This window comes from Enterobacter cloacae complex sp. 385G4, assembly GCF_057320665.1.
In genome coordinates this window covers 301,346-318,083 of the sequence record NZ_JBXWDD010000001.1, presented here as the reverse complement: position 1 = coordinate 318,083, position 16,738 = coordinate 301,346, and the positions used below count along the sequence as shown (strand labels likewise).

Below are 16,738 nucleotides of genomic sequence, written 5' to 3'. Positions count from 1 at the left end.
TTACTCACCTTATAAAATTTAACGCTGAATAACATTTGCATGAACCGACGATTATACCATCTCAGATATATGTAACAGATTATTACAAACGTCTTGCCAGATGGGGCAGGATAGTGAACATTACCCGCCGTTTCTCCTCCCAATATAACTATAAGGCGGATGGGCTACGGCCATCACGCTATGAACACCCCCGTTAATATGGGATGTAAAAAAAGAGGTATATGTGTCGACTGCAAACAATAAACCAACAGATGAAAGCGTGAGTCTGAACGCTTTTAAACAACCGAAAGCGTTTTATCTCATCTTCTCTATCGAGTTATGGGAGCGTTTTGGTTACTACGGCCTGCAAGGGATCATGGCGGTTTACCTGGTAAAACAGCTGGGTATGTCCGAAGCCGATTCCATCACGCTGTTCTCCTCCTTTAGTGCCCTCGTTTACGGTCTGGTTGCTATCGGCGGCTGGCTGGGTGATAAAGTTCTCGGTACTAAGCGCGTCATTATGCTGGGTGCCATTGTACTGGCTATTGGCTATGGTCTGGTTGCATGGTCAGGACATGATGCGGCTGTGGTCTACATGGGCATGGCAACCATCGCCGTGGGTAACGGTCTGTTCAAAGCGAACCCGTCTTCCCTGCTCTCAACCTGCTACAGCAAAGATGACCCACGTCTGGACGGTGCATTTACCATGTACTACATGTCCATCAACATCGGTTCCTTCTTTTCCATGCTGGCAACCCCATGGCTGGCCGCGAAATTCGGCTGGAGCGTGGCGTTTGCGCTGAGCTTCGTGGGTATGCTGATCACCGTGGTAAACTTCCTTTTCTGCCGCAACTGGGTGAAAGACTACGGTTCAAAACCTGACTTCGAGCCTGTCCACATGGGCAAGCTGCTGGCTACCCTCGTGGGCGTTGTCGTCCTGGCGGCGATCGCCACCTGGCTGCTGCACAACCAGGGTATCGCTCGTGCCGTTCTGGGCGTCGTTGCGCTGGGCATCGTGGTCATCTTCGCGAAAGAAGCGTTCGCTATGAAGGGTGCAGCCCGTCGTAAGATGATTGTGGCGTTCATTCTGATGCTGGAAGCGATTATCTTCTTCGTGCTGTACAGCCAGATGCCAACCTCTCTGAACTTCTTCGCTATTCGTAACGTTGAGCACTCTATCCTGGGTATCGCATTCGAACCCGAGCAGTTCCAGGCGCTGAACCCCTTCTGGATCATGATCGGTTCCCCGATTCTGGCCGCAATCTATAACAAGATGGGCGATCGTCTGCCAATGCCGCACAAGTTCGCGGTGGGTATGGTGCTCTGTTCTGGTGCGTTCCTGGTGCTGCCGCTGGGGACTAAGTTTGCGTCCGACGCCGGTATCGTATCCGTTAACTGGCTGATCCTGAGCTACGCGCTGCAGTCTATCGGCGAACTGATGATCTCCGGTCTGGGTCTGGCGATGGTTGCACAGCTGGTTCCACAGCGTCTGATGGGCTTCATTATGGGTAGCTGGTTCCTGACCACTGCCGGTGCGGCGATCATCGCCGGTAAGATCGCGAACCTGATGGCTGTGCCAGAAAACGTGACCGATCCGCTGCTCTCCCTGAACGTCTACGGTACCGTGTTTATGCAGATTGGTATCGCTACGGCGGTTATCGCGGCGCTGATGCTGCTGACCGCGCCGAAACTGAATCGAATGACTCAGGACGACGACAAGACGGCGGAAGCGAATAAAACCGCTACCGCGTGATATCTGAGAGAAACGACAGAACAGAAGCCGCTAAGAGATTAGCGGCTTTTTTTTTGTCCCTTCGCGCACTAACATAGCTGAAACCTCAGCAAAAAGGAGTTACCGATGAAACTGTTCTACAAACCGGGCGCGTGCTCTCTTGCTTCCCATATCACCCTGCGCGAGAGCGGCAAAGATTTCACGCTGGATGGCGTTGATCTGATGAAAAAGCGCCTGGAAAACGGGGATGACTTTTTTGCGATTAACCCAAAAGGGCAGGTTCCAGCCCTGCTGTTGGATGACGGAACTCTGCTGACCGAAGGCGTGGCGATTATGCAGTTCCTGGCGGACAACGTACCGGATCGCCAGCTCCTTGCCCCTACCGGCAGCGTCGCACGTTATAAAACGCTGGAGTGGTTGAACTATATCGCCACCGAGCTGCACAAAGGTTTTACCCCCCTCTTCCGCCCGGATACGCCGGAAGAGTACAAGCCGACCGTGCGAGCTCTGCTGGAGAAAAAGCTGCAGTATGTTAACGAATCGCTGAAAGACGATCAGTGGATTTGTGGTTCACGCTTCACCATTGCCGACGCGTACCTGTTTACCGTACTGCGCTGGGCGCGTGCGGTTAAGCTGAACCTGGAAGGGTTGGACCACATCGCATCGTATATGGCGCGCGTGGCGGAGCGTCCAGCGGTGGCCGCGGCGCTAAAAGCGGAAGGGTTGAATTAAGCGAGCCGTCTGTGTTGCCGGGTGGCGCTGACGCTCACCCGGCCTATGAACTCTGGACGATTATAGCCGTGTGGCGCTGAAATAGTGCTCCGGCTTCGCGATACGATCCTGTGCCGCGACCACCTGCAGTTCATATTCCTGCATCTCTTTCGTCGCAATCATAATTTCGTACACCGCTGCCGTCACGTGCTCCAGCGCGTCTCTCACCGTTGCACCCTGCAACAGTTTCACCAGCAGCAGTCCGCTGGTCACATCACCCACGCCCACCGGCTGACGCGTGCCGAAATCCACCAGCGGACGGCTGATATGCCATGCGTCATCTTTCGTCACCAGCAGCATCTCAAAACGCTCCTGAGTCAGCCCTGCGCGGGCGAGATGTTTTACCAGCACAATCTCCGGCCCCTGGGCTATCAGCTCGCGAGACGCGCGTACAGCCTCTTCTACGCTGTTAACCGGATGCTCGCAGAGGATCTCCAGCTCAATCAGGTTGGGCGCAATGATATCGCTGGCGGGCAGCGCATGGCGAACGTGAAATTCCGCTACGCCAGGCGCCACGATGCAGCCTTTCTCCGGGTGTCCCATGACGGGGTCGCAGAAGTATTTTGCCGCCGGGTTTGCCGCTTTCACCTGACGCACGATGCCGAGGATGTGTTCCCCCTGCTCCGCTGAGCCGAGGTAGCCGCTCAGAACGGCGTCGCAGCGCTTGAGCTGGTCGATATCCGCAATACCCTGCACAACCTCTGTGAGATGCGAAGGCGGCATCACGCAGCCGGTCCATTTGCCGTATTGCGTGTGGTTAGAGAACTGCACGGTATTGAGAGGCCAGACGTTGGCACCGAGGCGGCGCATCGGGAATTCCGCTGCGCTATTGCCAGCATGTCCAAACACAACGTGGGACTGAATGGCGAGGATGTTCTTCATCTTTTTCTTACCAAACCCTGAACAAACAAAAAGGGCGTGGTTTCCCACGCCCCTCGAGACTTTTACTTACTTCCAGCAGACCAGACAGTAGTTTTTCTTACCGCGGCGCAGCAGCGTGTAGCGGCCATACAGACGATCGCCGTCAACGAAGGTGTATTCCGGATCAGCCTGCTTTTCACCGTTGATGGTGATAGCGTTGGAGGCGATGGTTTTACGCGCCTGACCACGGGAAGGCTGGAGCTCAGAGTCCACCAGCGCCTGCATCAGGTCAGCCCCTTTTTCCATCTCAACCATCGGCACGCCGTCCTGCGCCAGCTGTTCGAAGTCCGCTTCGCTCAGATCGCTCAGCGTACCGTTGAACAGGCTTGCGGTGATGCGTTTTGCCGCGGCCAGGCCCTCTTCACCATGAACCAGTTTGGTCACTTCGTCCGCCAGCACGTACTGGGCACGCGGCGCTTTACCGCTGTTCTTATCTTCCTCTTCCAGCGCATTGATCTCAGCAATGTCCATGAAGGTGAAGAACTTCAGGAAGCGGTAAACATCGGCGTCCGCCGTGTTGATCCAGAACTGATAGAATTTGTACGGGCTGGTTTTCTTCGGATCGAGCCATACCGCGCCGCCTTCGGTTTTACCGAATTTGGTGCCGTCTGCTTTGGTGATCAGTGGAACGGTCAGGCCGAAGACCTGGTTCTGATGCAGACGACGGGTCAGGTCGATACCGGAGGTGATGTTCCCCCACTGGTCAGAGCCGCCGATCTGCAGAGAGACGCCGTGCAGCTTGTTCAGGCAGGCAAAGTCATAGCCCTGCAGCAGGTTGTAGGAGAACTCGGTAAAGGAGATACCCTGATCGTCACGGTTCAGACGCTGCTTGACCGCTTCTTTGTTAATCATCTGGTTAACAGAGAAGTGCTTGCCGATGTCGCGCAGGAAGGTCAGCACGTTCATGCTCCCAAACCAGTCGTAGTTGTTAGCAGCAATGGCAGAGTTATCGCCACAGTTGAAGTCGAGGAACGGTGCAACCTGTTTGCGGATCTTATCCACCCACTCCTGCACGGTATCTTCGGTGTTCAGCTTACGCTCCGCGGCTTTAAAGCTCGGGTCACCAATCAGACCGGTCGCGCCGCCCACCAGGGCAACAGGCTTATGGCCCGCCATCTGGAAGCGTTTCAGGCATAACAATGGAACAAGATGCCCCAAATGCAAGCTGTCAGCGGTGGGATCGAAGCCGCAATAGAGCGCGATCGGGCCTTGCGCCAGTCGCTCTGCTAACGCTTCCTCGTCCGTCACCTGGGCCACGAGGCCCCGCTCTTGCAATTGTTTAATCAAGTTACTGCTTGCCATCAAATTCTCCATGTATAAACGACTGCACCTTTGCCGGTACACGACTTTTCGCCTGATGCGAAAGGACCATAGAATAAAGCGCAAGCGCGGTGTGCGCTAGCGCTTAAATCAACAAATTTCGGGGATTACGGGGCCAGTCTGTCGATTTTCCAGCCGCCATTCTCGCGCTGGTATAAAAAGCGGTCATGCAGGCGATGCTCACCGCCCTGCCAGAATTCCATCTGCTCAATCGGAATGCGGAAGCCGCCCCAGAAGCTCGGCAGCGGAATTTCCCCCTGCTGGAACTTCTGTTTCAGCTCCAGGAATTTACTTTCCAGCACGCCGCGGGCAGAGATCCGGCTGGACTGTTTTGACACCCAGGCACCAATCTGGCTGTCGCGCGGGCGGCTGTGGAAATACTTCACCACCTCAAGGGTCGAGAGACGTTCCGCTTTACCGATGACCATCACCTGACGTTCAAGCATATGCCACGGGAACAGCAGGCTGATGCGCGGGTTGTTTTCTAAGTGGTGCGCCTTGCGGCTGCCCAGATTGGTATAGAACACCAGCCCTTTTTCGTCGTAATGCTTAAGCAAGACGATGCGCTGATACGGTTGGCCGTTTTCATCTACCGTCGCGACGACCATGGCCGTTGGGTCGGCCAGCTTTGCGTCGCAGGCCTGTTTCAGCCAGCGCTCAAAGAGCACGAGGGGTTCAGCGGGAAGATCCTGGCGACGCAGGCCGCCTTTGGTGTATTCACGGCGCAGATGCGCAATTTGCTGCAGTTCGTCGTTATCTGACATGGCGTTAGCTGATCTTGAGATTGGGTGGCGCTATTGTGCGCCGCCCCTGTAAAAATCTCAACGCTTCGGATTTTCAAGCTGGCAGTTGTTCAGCACAATGCGGTCGCGTTTGTAGACCGTGGCGCTGTCGCCTTTCGACCAGAAGACATAGATGCCGTCCGAATAACGCGCCCCGGAGGCCGAGATACCCTGTTTAAGGGTTAGCAGCTTGTTATCGTAAACGAAGCTGGCTTCCTGACGCGGGTTATTCAGCTTCACGGTCAGCGGTTTTTCATCGCAGCGATACTCCAGCGTATCGGTCTGCATGCGCTCAAGGAACTGGTTATAGACGCTGCATCCTGACAGCAATAAAGGCGCGGCAATAAGAAGAAGTTTTTTCATGGGCGTATTCCGAAGACTTTCCTGGTCCTGGAGGGCATGGCTGCCCCCCTGTTTTATTCCATTCTAACGACGAGGCGCCGCGCTGAATTTCAGTTAACTCTGATTATGACGAGGATTTGCAGGGAAAATCGCCCCGAGGACGCTGGCCTCGCGCGCGCCGGTTACCGACGGCAAATTCCCTGGCAGCCCTGCGATAGTGCGCCAGGCAAGCCAGGCGAAAGCCAGCGCTTCCATATCATCCCCGCTGATGCCGGCCTCGTCCGTCGTCGTCACCTCGGTGCCCGGCAGCAGCCCGGCAAGACGCGCCATCACCAGCGGGTTTCGGCTTCCCCCGCCGCACACCAGCAGGCGTTCGCAGCCGCCGCTGAGCAGCACTTGCTCAGAGATCGACACGGCCGTTAATTCGGCAAGCGTCGCCTGGACATCCTGCGGGGCGAGTGCCGGGAACAGCGCAAGCTGGCGCTCGAGCCAGCCAAAGTTGAAGTATTCTCGTCCCGTGCTTTTCGGCGCCGGCAAGGCAAAATAAGGGTCGCTGAGCATGGACTGCAGCAGCGGGAGAACCACTTTACCCTCGCTCGCCCACTCGGCGTTTTTATCATACGGTTGACCGCACTGCCGCCAGATCCAGGCATCCATTAACATATTTCCCGGGCCGGTATCGTAGCCGCGAACGGGCTGCCCTGGAATAAGCATCGAGAGGTTAGCAATCCCGCCTATGTTGAGCACCATGCGGCGTTCTGTAGGGTGCGCCAGCAAAGCCTGATGGAAGGCAGGCACCAGCGGCGCGCCCTGTCCGCCAAGCGCAATATCGCGACGACGGAAATCGCCGACCACCGTGACGCCCGTTTTTGCCACAATCTGGTTGTTATCGCCGATTTGCAACGTATGCGGCGCGTCGCCAGTGGGCTCATGCCAGACGGTTTGTCCGTGACACCCGATGGCGACCACATCCTGAGGACGAAGGTGTTCTTTTTGCATTAACGCCTGCACCGCATCCGCAAACAGCGCCCCCAGCCGAACATCAAGTTGACCAAGTTGGGAGAGGGTTAACTGCTGCCCCTGACAGATGCTCAGAATGTCCTCTTTCAGCGAAAGGGGGATTGGCCAGGTCAGGCTCGCCTGCTGTGCCACCATATGTTCGTCAATGGCGGCCAGAACGACATCTACCCCATCCAGACTGGTGCCCGACATCACACCAATGTAGCGACCCGATTTCATGCGCTTTCCTTACGTTGCGTGGGCTAAGGATATCCACTCAACCATAAACAGCGCTCCTTTGCCATCCGACGATAATATTTTTTAACAATCTCTTGCCGGTATGACGAGTGGCTCCTGTTTATGTCTCGTTAAGTCAAATTCAAGTACAATTTTCTTATTGTTAGTGCAAAGATATGAACTATGGCTCTTTATGCCATATAATTTAGCCATAACGGATGCCTCCAGATGGGCGTTTTTGGTGAACAGGAGATTCAAATGATTGTACGTGTACTGGGCGTTTCGCTGATTGGTTTAACCCTGGCCGGCTGTGTGAACGACAGCTCGCTGTCTGGCGACGTTTACAGCGCTTCTGAAGCAAAACAGGTTCAGAGCGTGACTTACGGTACCGTTGTTAACGCCCGTCCTGTACAAATTCAGGGTGGTGATGAAAACAACGTGATGGGCGCAATCGGCGGTGCTGTACTGGGTGGTTTCCTGGGTAATACCGTTGGAGGCGGCACGGGCCGTTCTCTGGCAACCGCAGCGGGCGCTGTTGCGGGTGGTGTCGCGGGTCAGGGCGTTCAGGGCGCGATGAACAAAACCCAGGGCGTAGAGCTGGAAATTCGTAAAGACGACGGCAGCACCATTATGGTTGTTCAGAAGCAGGGCAACACCCGCTTCTCTGCGGGTCAACGCGTCGTGCTGGCGAGCAACGGCAGCCAGGTTACCGTTTCTCCGCGTTAATTAAAAATGGATGTGGTCATCAGGCCACATCCATTTACAATATATATCACCCTCACAAATATATTTATAAAATACATTCACCCCACACATTATTAAACGCACCATATATTGTTTCTGCGCAAAGTATTTAGCGTGCTAATTGATTAAACTCTTCGCAATCATCTCTTTATAATTATTTTAATTTATATAACTTTATATGCTTGCGAATAGTCGTTCTGTAAAAGGTCGTTATATCTCGTTCTGTTTCGGTTGCTTTGTCGTCATCGGAATATTACAGGCTTTATTTTCAAAACTGTTTGACTGGGTTCCGTCCTTTTCGCCTCTTTTGTTCCCCACACTCACCATTTTTTTACTCGTGTTTCACCTGTTTATTGCCTGCTTTATGGCAATGAAATACTGGTGTGATAAGCGGCGGCTCTATCTGATTGCCATCTCATTTGCCTTTGCCGGTTCGGCCTTGCTGATGGTCGGAACATTGACCAGCTTTCCGGCGTGGCTGGATCTCTATCAATTCAACGTTGTGAACTACAACGATGCGATGATCTACTATATGTTCCGCCACCTCTTAATGGCGGTGCTGATGATGGTTTCGGCATTACTTTATCCCACGCGCAATCTGTCCCTTTCACGGTTGGCGCATATTATCATCGTTAGCGGTTCATTTCTTTTTACCGCATGTATGGTGATTCTGGCTTGGATGTATTCCAGCCATTCCCCGTTTTTATCCCTCGATCTGGTTGATAATGAAACGCGGCAATTTATGGTTCTCTGGAGCCACAGCATTAATATTTCATTAATCGTTCTCTGGGTCGTGACACTAGCCACGCTGATGCTTATTACGCGCGTGCGTAATATGTTCTGGGTAGGGGGTAATTTTCTGTGTGTCTGCTATGTCGTCACGCTCTCTATGCTGTTGGTAGGCGGACATGCAGAAGATATATCCTGGTATCGCGCCCGATTATTTGAAACCGTCGCGACGCTGATTATTATTTTTGTGCTGCTCTATGATGTCTTCAGGTTGTATCGTGACTCCCATTTGAAGTATCAGCAGTCGTATCAAAATTCGATTCGCGATCCGCTCACGCGCCTTTATAACCGCAGCTATTTTTATGAATCGTTAAACCAGGCGCTGGGCATCGCCAAACCCAGCCGCCCGGTTTCGGTTATCGTCAGCGATCTCGATCGTTTCAAGCGTATCAACGACAACTACGGTCACCTGCAGGGAGATAAAGTCCTGCAGTTTGTCGCCAATCTGCTGATGGACTCCGTACGTCCGCAGGATATCGCAGCGCGAATCGGCGGCGAAGAGTTTGTCCTGATGCTTGCAAACACCTCCGCAGAAGACGCATATCTGGTGGCGGAGCGCATTCGGTTGAAGCTAAGCGGTTTTGATAAAATTAGCAGCGAGGGTCAGTTACCAGAGCCGATTACCATCAGCATGGGGGTGTTTACGGCAACCTCTTCGTCGGTAAGCGCAGAAGCGTGCGTGGAAAGTGCCGATAAGGCGATGTATGAAGCGAAAGAGACGGGCCGTAACCGCGTTGTTGTCTTTAAGTAAAAACAAGGCCTTGCAGATGCAAGGCCGTGTTGTCTGGTCAGTCGCGAGACTGTAGCTCGTGGATGTTTTGCTCAAGGCGCGCAATGAGGCTGATGAGCATTTCCAGCTCCGTCGGTGAAACCCCTGAAAGGATTTCACCGCGCGTTTTGGTGATCACCGCTTCCATTTCAGTGATGATAGGCGCCGCTTTCTCCGTCAGCTTAATGCGCTTGGCGCGACGATCGCTGGCGCAGGTTTGCCGGGAGATCAGTCCCTTCTCTTCCAGTTGGTCAAGCGTGCGCACCAGCGACGGTTGCTCAATGCCTATCGCTTTAGCCAGTTGAATTTGCGACTGGTCGGGCGGCAGCTGATGAATGTTGTGCAACGTGACCCAATGCGTCTGCGTCAGTTCCAGAGGTTTCAGGCGATGGTCAATCAGAGCACGCCAGACGCGTACCAACCTTGCCAGATCAGAACCTAATGGCGATTCCAATTTCATCTCCTTATAATTAGCTTGCTAAGTTATTATACTGATTTTAGAATAGTGTGCAGCATTTGTATTGGCAAAACAAATGCAATACTGCATTCATCGGACTCAAAAGTATGACTTACACTGAATTATGATGCTTCTTCATACTCAGACAAGCCAACGCGGCATTCTGTTCACTGCAAAGGATTTCTGCCTGTGATCTTTTTTCATCGCTCAGAAGGTTTACCCCTTCAGGACCTGATCTTCGGTGCGTCAGTCTACTTTCCTCCCCTGTTTAAAGCCGTGCTGGTGGGCTTTGTTCTCTGGCTCATCGCGCATCGCCTGCTTCGCGACTGGATGTACTCCGGCGAAATCTGGCATCCCATGTTGATGGATCTCTCCCTATTCGCCCTCTGTGTCAGTCTGGGCCTTGCTGTTTTGACCGTGTGGTGAATATGCCTCTGAAAACGCTGAAGTACTTTTCCACCCTGTTTGTCCTTTTCCTCGCGCTGATCGCCGGCTGGTGGCTCTGGAATTTTTATATGCAGTCCCCCTGGACGCGTGACGGCAAAGTTCGCGCCGAGCAGGTCAGCATCACCCCCCAGGTGTCGGGAAGCATTACCACGCTCCTGGTGAAGGATAACCAGTATGTTAAAAAGGGAGAGGAACTGTTTCGTATCGACGATACCCCCTACCATATTGCCGTTCTGAATGCCCAGGCGCAGCTGGCAAAAGCCCAGTCAGACCTGGCGAAGGCCAATAACGAAGCCAATCGCCGCCGTCATTTATCGCAAAACTACATCTCAGCGGAAGATTTGGATACCGCCAACCTTAACGTCAAGGCCATGCAGGCAAGCGTCAACGTAGCCCAGGCGACGCTTAAGCAGGCACAGTGGGAATTAACCCAAACCGTGATTACCGCACCTGTAGATGGATGGGTGACTAACCTTTCTGCCCGAGTGGGTAACTACGCCACCGCCGGTCAGCCAGTTTTTGCTCTTGTCGACAGCCACTCGTTCTACGTCGTGGGCTATTTCGAAGAGACCAAGCTTCGGCATATACATGAAGGCGTACCCGCCGCCATAACGCTGTATAGTGGCACGCAAAAGTTACAGGGTCACGTTTCCAGCATTGGCCGCGCCATTTACGATCAAAGCGTTGAAACGGATTCCGGGCTGGTGCCGGACATCAAGCCGAACGTACCGTGGGTGCGCCTTGCTCAACGCGTGCCTGTGCGCGTGGAGTTTGACCGTTTACCGGAGGACATCACGCTGGTTTCCGGCACCACCTGCACTGTCTCTATCGGAACCCGTTAATGAAGCTGCAGGCGCTCTCCTGGCAAAACACGCCGTGGATGAAAGCGACGCGCCCCCAGTGGCGCTACGCGCTGCGTAACGGCATTGCCATGTGCCTGGCGCTGACTGTTGCTTATTATCTGAACCTGGATGAACCCTACTGGGCGATGACCTCCGCGGCGGTGGTAAGCTTCCCCACCGTTGGCGGGGTGATCAGCAAAAGTCTTGGCCGTATTGCAGGTAGCCTGCTGGGTGCCACCGCGGCGTTAATTATCGCGGGCCACACGCTGAACGATCCGTGGCTGTTCCTGCTGAGCATGGCGGCATGGCTGGGTTGCTGTACCTGGGCCTGCGCCCATTTCACCAATAACGTGGCCTATGCTTTCCAGCTGGCGGGCTATACCGCCGCCATTATCGCCTTCCCGGTCGTCAACGTGCTCGACACCACCGAGCTATGGGATATCGCACAGGCGCGCGTCTGCGAAGTCATTGTCGGGATCCTCTGCGGCGGATTTATGATGATGATCCTGCCCAGCACCTCTGACGGCACTGCGCTTATCACTGCGCTGAAAACCATGCATACCCGGCTGCTGGAACATGCGAGCCTGCTGTGGCAACCGGATACCAGCGATGACATCCGCCTCGCGCATGAAAAGGTTATCGGGCAGATCCTGACCATGAATCTGTTGCGAATTCAGGCGTTCTGGAGCCATTACCGTTTTCGCCGTCAGAACACGCTGCTTAACTATTTATTGCACCAGCAGTTGCGCATGACCAGCGCTATCTCCAGCCTGCGCCGAATGCTGCTCAACTGGCCGACACCGCCAGAAAACACCCGCGCGGTAATCGAAACCCTGCTCGCGGCGCTCGCTCGACCGGATGCGGACATCTATACCGTCGCGAAGATCATCGCCCCGCTCGCTCCGGTGGATGAATATGATTACCGCCATCGCGCCTTCTGGCAGCGTCTGAATTACTTTTGTCGGCTATACCTGCGCAGCAGCCGCTGGATTAAGGCGGTAGAGAATGCTACCCCGGTCACGGAGTTCGCCGTTCCCGGCAGCCCGGCTCTCGCACGTCACACCGATTATCTGGAAGCGCTGTGGAGCGGTTTTCGCACCTTCTGCGCACTGATGCTGGTGGGGGCGTGGAGCATTACCACGCAGTGGGAGTCAGGTTCGGCGGCGTTAACGCTTGCCGCTATCAGCTGCGTGCTTTACTCCGTCGCGGCCTCGCCGTTTAACTCGCTTACGCTGCTGCTGCGAACGCTTGTTTTACTATCACTGTTCAGTTATGTGGTGAAGTTTGGCCTGATGGTGCAGATAAGCGATCTCTGGCAGTTTCTGCTGTTCCTGTTTCCGCTGCTAACTACGATGCAGCTCCTTAAGCTGCAAATGCCGAAACTGGCGGGTCTGTGGGGGCAGCTGATTGTCTTTATGGGCTCGTTTATCTCCGTGACGAATCCGCCGGTTTATGATTACGCCGCTTTTCTGAATGACAACCTGGCAAAGATTCTTGGCGTCGGGCTGGCGTGGCTGGCCTTCGCGGTGTTGCGTCCCGGCTCTGACGCACGCAAAAGCCGTCGACATATCCGTGAATTGCGCAGAGGGTTTGTCGACCAGCTCAGCCGCAAGCCGCATCTGCAAGAAAGCGAGTATGAATCGCTGGTTTATCACCACGTCAGCCAGTTAAATAACAGCCAGGACGCGCTGTCCCGACGCTGGCTGCTGCGCTGGGGGGTGGTGCTGTTGAACTGCTCGCACGTGGTCTGGCAGCTTCGCGCATGGGAAACGCGCTCCGATCCGCTGTCGCAGGTACGTGATGTGTGTATCTCTCTGCTACGCGATGTGATGAGCGAGCGCGGCGTTCAGCAGCGGCCTCTGGAGGCCACGCTGGCTGAACTGCAGCGGATCTGCGACACACTTGCCCGGCATCATCTTCCCGCAGCGCGCGATTTGGCCTCGATAATCTGGCGCCTGCACTGCTCGCTGTCGCAGCTGGAACAGGCGCCCCCGCCGGGAACGATTGGGGATCAGATTACGCCGCAGGCATAGCGCGCCCCGCCGCCGCCAAGCGGTTTAGGCTGATCGGACATGTTATCGCCGCCCACATGGATCATCAGCGCTTTGCCTTTTACCTCATCCAGCTTTTTCAGCCGCGGGGCCACGACCGGATCCGTGGCTTTACCGTCATTGTTTACCACCAGCACCGGCAAGTCGCCCAGGTGTCCCATACCATCAGGCCCTTCATGTTTGCCTGAATTCTGCGGGTCGAGGTGGCCCCCTGCTGCTTCCGCTGCCGACGGTTTGCCCTCTTTCATGGCTGGCTGACAGCTCCCTTTGGCATGAACATGGAAGCCGTGTTCGCCCGGCGGGAGTGCTTTAAGATCGGGTGCGAATTCCAGCCCTTTATCGGTCTCGGTGATTTTCACCGTCCCGATGGACTGCCCCACACCCTGTGAGGTGACGAGATTCATTTCTACTTCGTCGCTGGCTGCCTGCGCCCCTGCGCAAACAACCAGCGTGACCAATGCCAGAGTAAAACGCTTCATATGACCTCCGCTGGTTATTTTTTGCCCCTTAAGTGTATACCAGGGGCACAGATTTCACCGGAAAGTCACCTTCTTGCGGTCTAAGGCACGTCGTAACCCAGCGCGGCCTTGCGGATGCGGAACCACTGCTGGCGAGTCATCTGCAGCTCTTCGGCGGCCAGCGCGGAACGGACGCGTTCAATTTTCCCGGAGCCAATAATCGGCAGCGGTTTTGACGGCAGACGCAGGATCCAGGCGTAAACCACCTGCTCTATGCTCTGGGCGTTCAGCTCGCGGGCGATGGTTTCCAGCTCATTGCGCAGCGGCTGGAACGCATCATCATTAAACAGGCGTCCACCGCCGAGGCACGACCAGGCCATCGGGCGAATGCGCAGTTGCTGCAGCTGGTCGAGCGTACCATCCAGCAGCAGCGGCTGATGCACCGGGGAGATCTCAACCTGGTTAGTGGCGAGCGTAAACGGCAGACGAGACTGAAGCAGCGCAAACTGGGCCGGGGTAAAGTTGGAGACGCCGAAGTGACGCACCTTCCCGCTCTGATGCAGACTCAGGAAGGCTTCCGCCACCTCGTCGGCATCCATCAGCGGGTCCGGACGGTGAATCAGCAGCAGGTCGATACGATCGGTTGCCAGATTGACCAGCGACTGCTCGGCGCTCTTGATGATATGGGCGCTGTCGGTGATGTAGTGGCCGAGGGCATGCTCCGGTTTGGCCGTGGTGGCAATACCGCATTTGGTAACGATCTCCATGCGCTCCCGGAGTGCCGGAACCAGCTTGAGCGCCTCGCCAAAGGCGGCTTCACACTGATAGCCACCGTAAATATCCGCATGATCGACGGTTGTTACCCCTAAATCGATATGCTCTTCAATAAAGCTTGCCAGCTGGAGGGGGGACATATTCCAGTCCATCAGGCGCCAGTAGCCCATCACAAAACGGGAGAATTCTGGCCCCTGGGGGGCAAGGGTAATACGCTGAACCATAACATTTTCCTCAAGGACGTGATGTCATGAGTATACGCAATTACCGCATTAAAACAGTGAAGGTTGCTGGGGTTCTTCGGTCTCAGAGGCTTTGCTTGCGCGGATTTTGCGCAGAAGTCGCTGTCTGCAGAGGCGCAGCACATCCTGCTTTTGCGTGTCGCTGAAGTTTTGCCAGTTAAAACGCTCGTCACGGGTACGCATGCACCCGCGGCAATAACCGCGTTCATCTGACTGACAAATCCCCCGGCACGGGCTCTGGATGGGGAAAAACTCCAGTTGCTCTGCCACACTCACCTCCGGTTTACCTCTCTCACCTACAGTGAAGACGCTAAAAGCGCCGCGTGCAAGGGCTTTACCACAGTTTTGTGGCATTAAGGTTTCACTAATCTTCCCTCTCTATACTCGCCACATCATGACAATGACAGGTTTTACGATCGATGTGGTTAAGTAAAAAGTTACAATGTAACGACATAAAATTTACTCTGGGCTGTGCACTCTTTTTTACTCTGCTTAACGGGCTGTTTATCCAGCGCAGCTGGGCCATTATTGCCCCTGCGCATCTGCACGATATTCTCTTCGCCGCATCCGTGCCGGTGGTGCTGTTTTGTGGCTGGGTCATTGTATTTAGCCTGCTCAATATCCCGTATATCCGTAAGCCGCTGATGATCGTCTTAACTGTCGGGTGCGCTGCGGCAACTTACTTTATGTTTACCTACGGTGCGGTCATCGATCAGAACATGATTGTGAACGTGTTCGAAACTAACTCCCAGGAAGCCACCGCGCTGGTGACCCCGCAGATGATTCTGTGGATTGTCATAGCCGGTCTTGTTCCATCCCTGGTGCTGGCGCTGACCCGCATTCGTACCGGCAAATGGTGGTACGCCCTGCTGACGCGTGTTGCCGCGATGCTCGGTGCCCTGCTGGTGATTATTCTTATCGCCGCGGTGTTTTATAAAGATTACGCGTCGCTGTTCCGCAATAACAAAAGCATCGTCAAAATGGTCACTCCGGCGAACTACGTCAGCGCCGTGGTGAAATACAGCAAGATGCGCTGGTTTGCCGGCGATCAAACGCTGGTGCGGATTGGCGAAGATGCGCACAAAGGCGCGCTGATTACGGGTCAGCAGAAGAAAACCGTTCTGGTGCTGGTCATCGGCGAAGCGTCGCGCGCGGCGAACTACTCCCTCAATGGCTACGGGCGTGAAACCAACCCCGAGCTGAAAAAGCAGGATGTGATTAACTTCCCGCAGGCCTCATCGTGCGGCACTGAAACCGCCGTATCCGTTCCGTGCATGTTCTCCGGTATGACGCGCAGCAAATACGATGCTGACCTGGCGCACCATCAGGAAGGGCTGCTCGACGTGCTCAACCATGCGGGTATCAACCTCCTGTGGCGCGACAACGACGGTGGCTGTAAAGGTGCCTGCGATCGTATTCCCCATACCGACATGACGCAGTGGAAGCTGGATCAGTTCTGCAAAGACCAGTCCTGTATTGATGACGTGAATTTCTACCGCCTGGACAACGTGCTGGACGGTCTGAAGCAGGACACGGTGCTGGTTATCCACCTGATGGGCAGCCACGGCCCGGCGTACTATCGCCGTTACCCGGATAATTTCCGTAAATTCACCCCCACCTGTGACACCAACGAAATTCAGGATTGCGACCATCAGGCGCTGATGAACACCTATGACAATACCATCCTGTATACCGACAGCATGGTCAGCAAAACCATTGATGCGCTGAAAGCCCGTCAGGCGAACATGAACACCGCGCTGATTTACCTCTCGGATCACGGGGAATCGCTCGGTGAAAGCGGTATTTATCTGCACGGCACGCCGTACATGCTGGCGCCGGAGCAGCAGACGCACATTCCATTTATGTTCTGGCTGTCCCCGGACTATGCGAAAAACTTTGGCATCAACGCGCAGTGTTTACGCGACCACGCAGCAAAAAATGCGGTTTCGCAGGACAATTTATTCTCGACGGTGCTGGGCATGATGGACGTTAAATCAAGCGTTTATCAGCAACAGTTGGACATTCTGAATGCGTGTCGCCGGTAACAGCGCTTGCATTAGACCGAACGGTCTATTAGAGTGA

General features: G+C 54.7%; 17 protein-coding genes. 8 read left to right on the top strand and 9 right to left on the bottom strand.

The annotated features are described in order from the left end of the window. Positions 1 to 223 precede the first annotated feature (223 nt). Positions 224 to 1,732 (top strand): dipeptide/tripeptide permease DtpA, encoded by a 1,509-nt coding sequence (dtpA, locus tag AC2FAJ_RS01710; RefSeq protein ID WP_041910324.1) that lies wholly within the window; start codon positions 224 to 226, stop codon positions 1,730 to 1,732. A gap of 105 nt (positions 1,733 to 1,837) precedes the next feature. Then, positions 1,838 to 2,443, top strand: a complete 606-nt coding sequence (gene gstA, locus AC2FAJ_RS01705) for a glutathione transferase GstA (protein WP_028012912.1) — start codon at positions 1,838 to 1,840, stop codon at positions 2,441 to 2,443. 60 nt (positions 2,444 to 2,503) lie between these two features. Here the strand turns inward: gstA and pdxY are convergent, their stop codons facing one another. The 5 genes from pdxY to anmK form a co-directional block, all read right to left on the bottom strand. Then, complete coding sequence (pdxY, locus tag AC2FAJ_RS01700) at positions 2,504 to 3,364, bottom strand: pyridoxal kinase PdxY (protein WP_041910326.1); 861 nt, start codon at positions 3,362 to 3,364, stop codon at positions 2,504 to 2,506. A gap of 66 nt (positions 3,365 to 3,430) precedes the next feature. Beyond that, positions 3,431 to 4,705, bottom strand: coding sequence for a tyrosine--tRNA ligase (tyrS, locus tag AC2FAJ_RS01695; protein ID WP_023311370.1), 1,275 nt, complete (start codon positions 4,703 to 4,705; stop codon positions 3,431 to 3,433). A 125-nt stretch (positions 4,706 to 4,830) separates the two neighbouring features. Beyond that, entirely contained in the window at positions 4,831 to 5,487 is a 657-nt protein-coding gene (pdxH, locus tag AC2FAJ_RS01690) for a pyridoxamine 5'-phosphate oxidase (RefSeq protein ID WP_047365377.1), read from the bottom strand. A 57-nt stretch (positions 5,488 to 5,544) separates the two neighbouring features. After that, positions 5,545 to 5,868, bottom strand: coding sequence for a C-type lysozyme inhibitor (gene mliC, locus AC2FAJ_RS01685; RefSeq protein WP_028012908.1), 324 nt, complete (start codon positions 5,866 to 5,868; stop codon positions 5,545 to 5,547). 93 nt (positions 5,869 to 5,961) lie between these two features. Then, on the bottom strand, positions 5,962 to 7,086 hold the full coding sequence (anmK, locus tag AC2FAJ_RS01680) for an anhydro-N-acetylmuramic acid kinase (RefSeq protein ID WP_028012907.1): 1,125 nt from the start codon (positions 7,084 to 7,086) through the stop codon (positions 5,962 to 5,964). Positions 7,087 to 7,341: 255 nt separating this feature from the next. Between anmK and slyB the strand changes: the two genes are divergently transcribed. Together slyB and AC2FAJ_RS01670 are read left to right on the top strand one after the other, a co-directional pair. Then, positions 7,342 to 7,809, top strand: a complete 468-nt coding sequence (slyB, locus tag AC2FAJ_RS01675; protein ID WP_028012906.1) for an outer membrane lipoprotein SlyB — start codon at positions 7,342 to 7,344, stop codon at positions 7,807 to 7,809. A gap of 196 nt (positions 7,810 to 8,005) precedes the next feature. Continuing rightward, positions 8,006 to 9,367 (top strand): MASE4 domain-containing protein, encoded by a 1,362-nt coding sequence (locus AC2FAJ_RS01670; RefSeq protein ID WP_485453733.1) that lies wholly within the window; start codon positions 8,006 to 8,008, stop codon positions 9,365 to 9,367. Positions 9,368 to 9,404: 37 nt separating this feature from the next. Here AC2FAJ_RS01670 and slyA read toward each other — a convergent pair whose 3' ends face one another. Next, entirely contained in the window at positions 9,405 to 9,845 is a 441-nt protein-coding gene (gene slyA, locus AC2FAJ_RS01665; protein ID WP_028012904.1) for a transcriptional regulator SlyA, read from the bottom strand. A gap of 186 nt (positions 9,846 to 10,031) precedes the next feature. Between slyA and AC2FAJ_RS01660 the strand changes: the two genes are divergently transcribed. Genes AC2FAJ_RS01660 through AC2FAJ_RS01650 form a run of 3 tightly spaced genes read left to right on the top strand, consistent with a single transcriptional unit; the run spans position 10,032 to position 13,164 of the window. After that, on the top strand, positions 10,032 to 10,268 hold the full coding sequence (locus AC2FAJ_RS01660) for a DUF1656 domain-containing protein (protein WP_041910333.1): 237 nt from the start codon (positions 10,032 to 10,034) through the stop codon (positions 10,266 to 10,268). Between the two features lie 2 nt (positions 10,269 to 10,270). Further along, entirely contained in the window at positions 10,271 to 11,131 is an 861-nt protein-coding gene (locus AC2FAJ_RS01655) for an efflux RND transporter periplasmic adaptor subunit (protein WP_485453732.1), read from the top strand. Next, positions 11,131 to 13,164 carry an FUSC family protein gene (locus AC2FAJ_RS01650; RefSeq protein WP_485453731.1) on the top strand — a complete coding sequence of 678 codons (2,034 nt, stop codon included), beginning with the start codon at positions 11,131 to 11,133 and terminating at the stop codon, positions 13,162 to 13,164. Before AC2FAJ_RS01655 ends, AC2FAJ_RS01650 begins: the two co-directional genes overlap by 1 nt. Here the strand turns inward: AC2FAJ_RS01650 and sodC are convergent. The 3 genes from sodC to AC2FAJ_RS01635 all read right to left on the bottom strand — a co-directional run bounded on the left by sodC (position 13,143) and on the right by AC2FAJ_RS01635 (position 14,926). After that, complete coding sequence (sodC, locus tag AC2FAJ_RS01645) at positions 13,143 to 13,661, bottom strand: superoxide dismutase [Cu-Zn] SodC (RefSeq protein WP_045630184.1); 519 nt, start codon at positions 13,659 to 13,661, stop codon at positions 13,143 to 13,145. The genes AC2FAJ_RS01650 and sodC overlap by 22 nt on opposite strands. Positions 13,662 to 13,741: 80 nt before the next feature. Further along, entirely contained in the window at positions 13,742 to 14,638 is an 897-nt protein-coding gene (locus tag AC2FAJ_RS01640; protein ID WP_028012899.1) for an aldo/keto reductase, read from the bottom strand. A gap of 48 nt (positions 14,639 to 14,686) precedes the next feature. Further along, positions 14,687 to 14,926 carry a DUF1289 domain-containing protein gene (locus AC2FAJ_RS01635; RefSeq protein WP_041910339.1) on the bottom strand — a complete coding sequence of 80 codons (240 nt, stop codon included), beginning with the start codon at positions 14,924 to 14,926 and terminating at the stop codon, positions 14,687 to 14,689. Between the two features lie 149 nt (positions 14,927 to 15,075). On the opposite strand from AC2FAJ_RS01635, the gene eptA reads away from it, so the two are divergent. Further along, positions 15,076 to 16,701: a phosphoethanolamine transferase EptA gene (gene eptA, locus AC2FAJ_RS01630; RefSeq protein WP_048960364.1), complete on the top strand. Its 1,626-nt coding sequence runs from the start codon at positions 15,076 to 15,078 to the stop codon at positions 16,699 to 16,701. Positions 16,702 to 16,738: the final 37 nt, after the last annotated feature.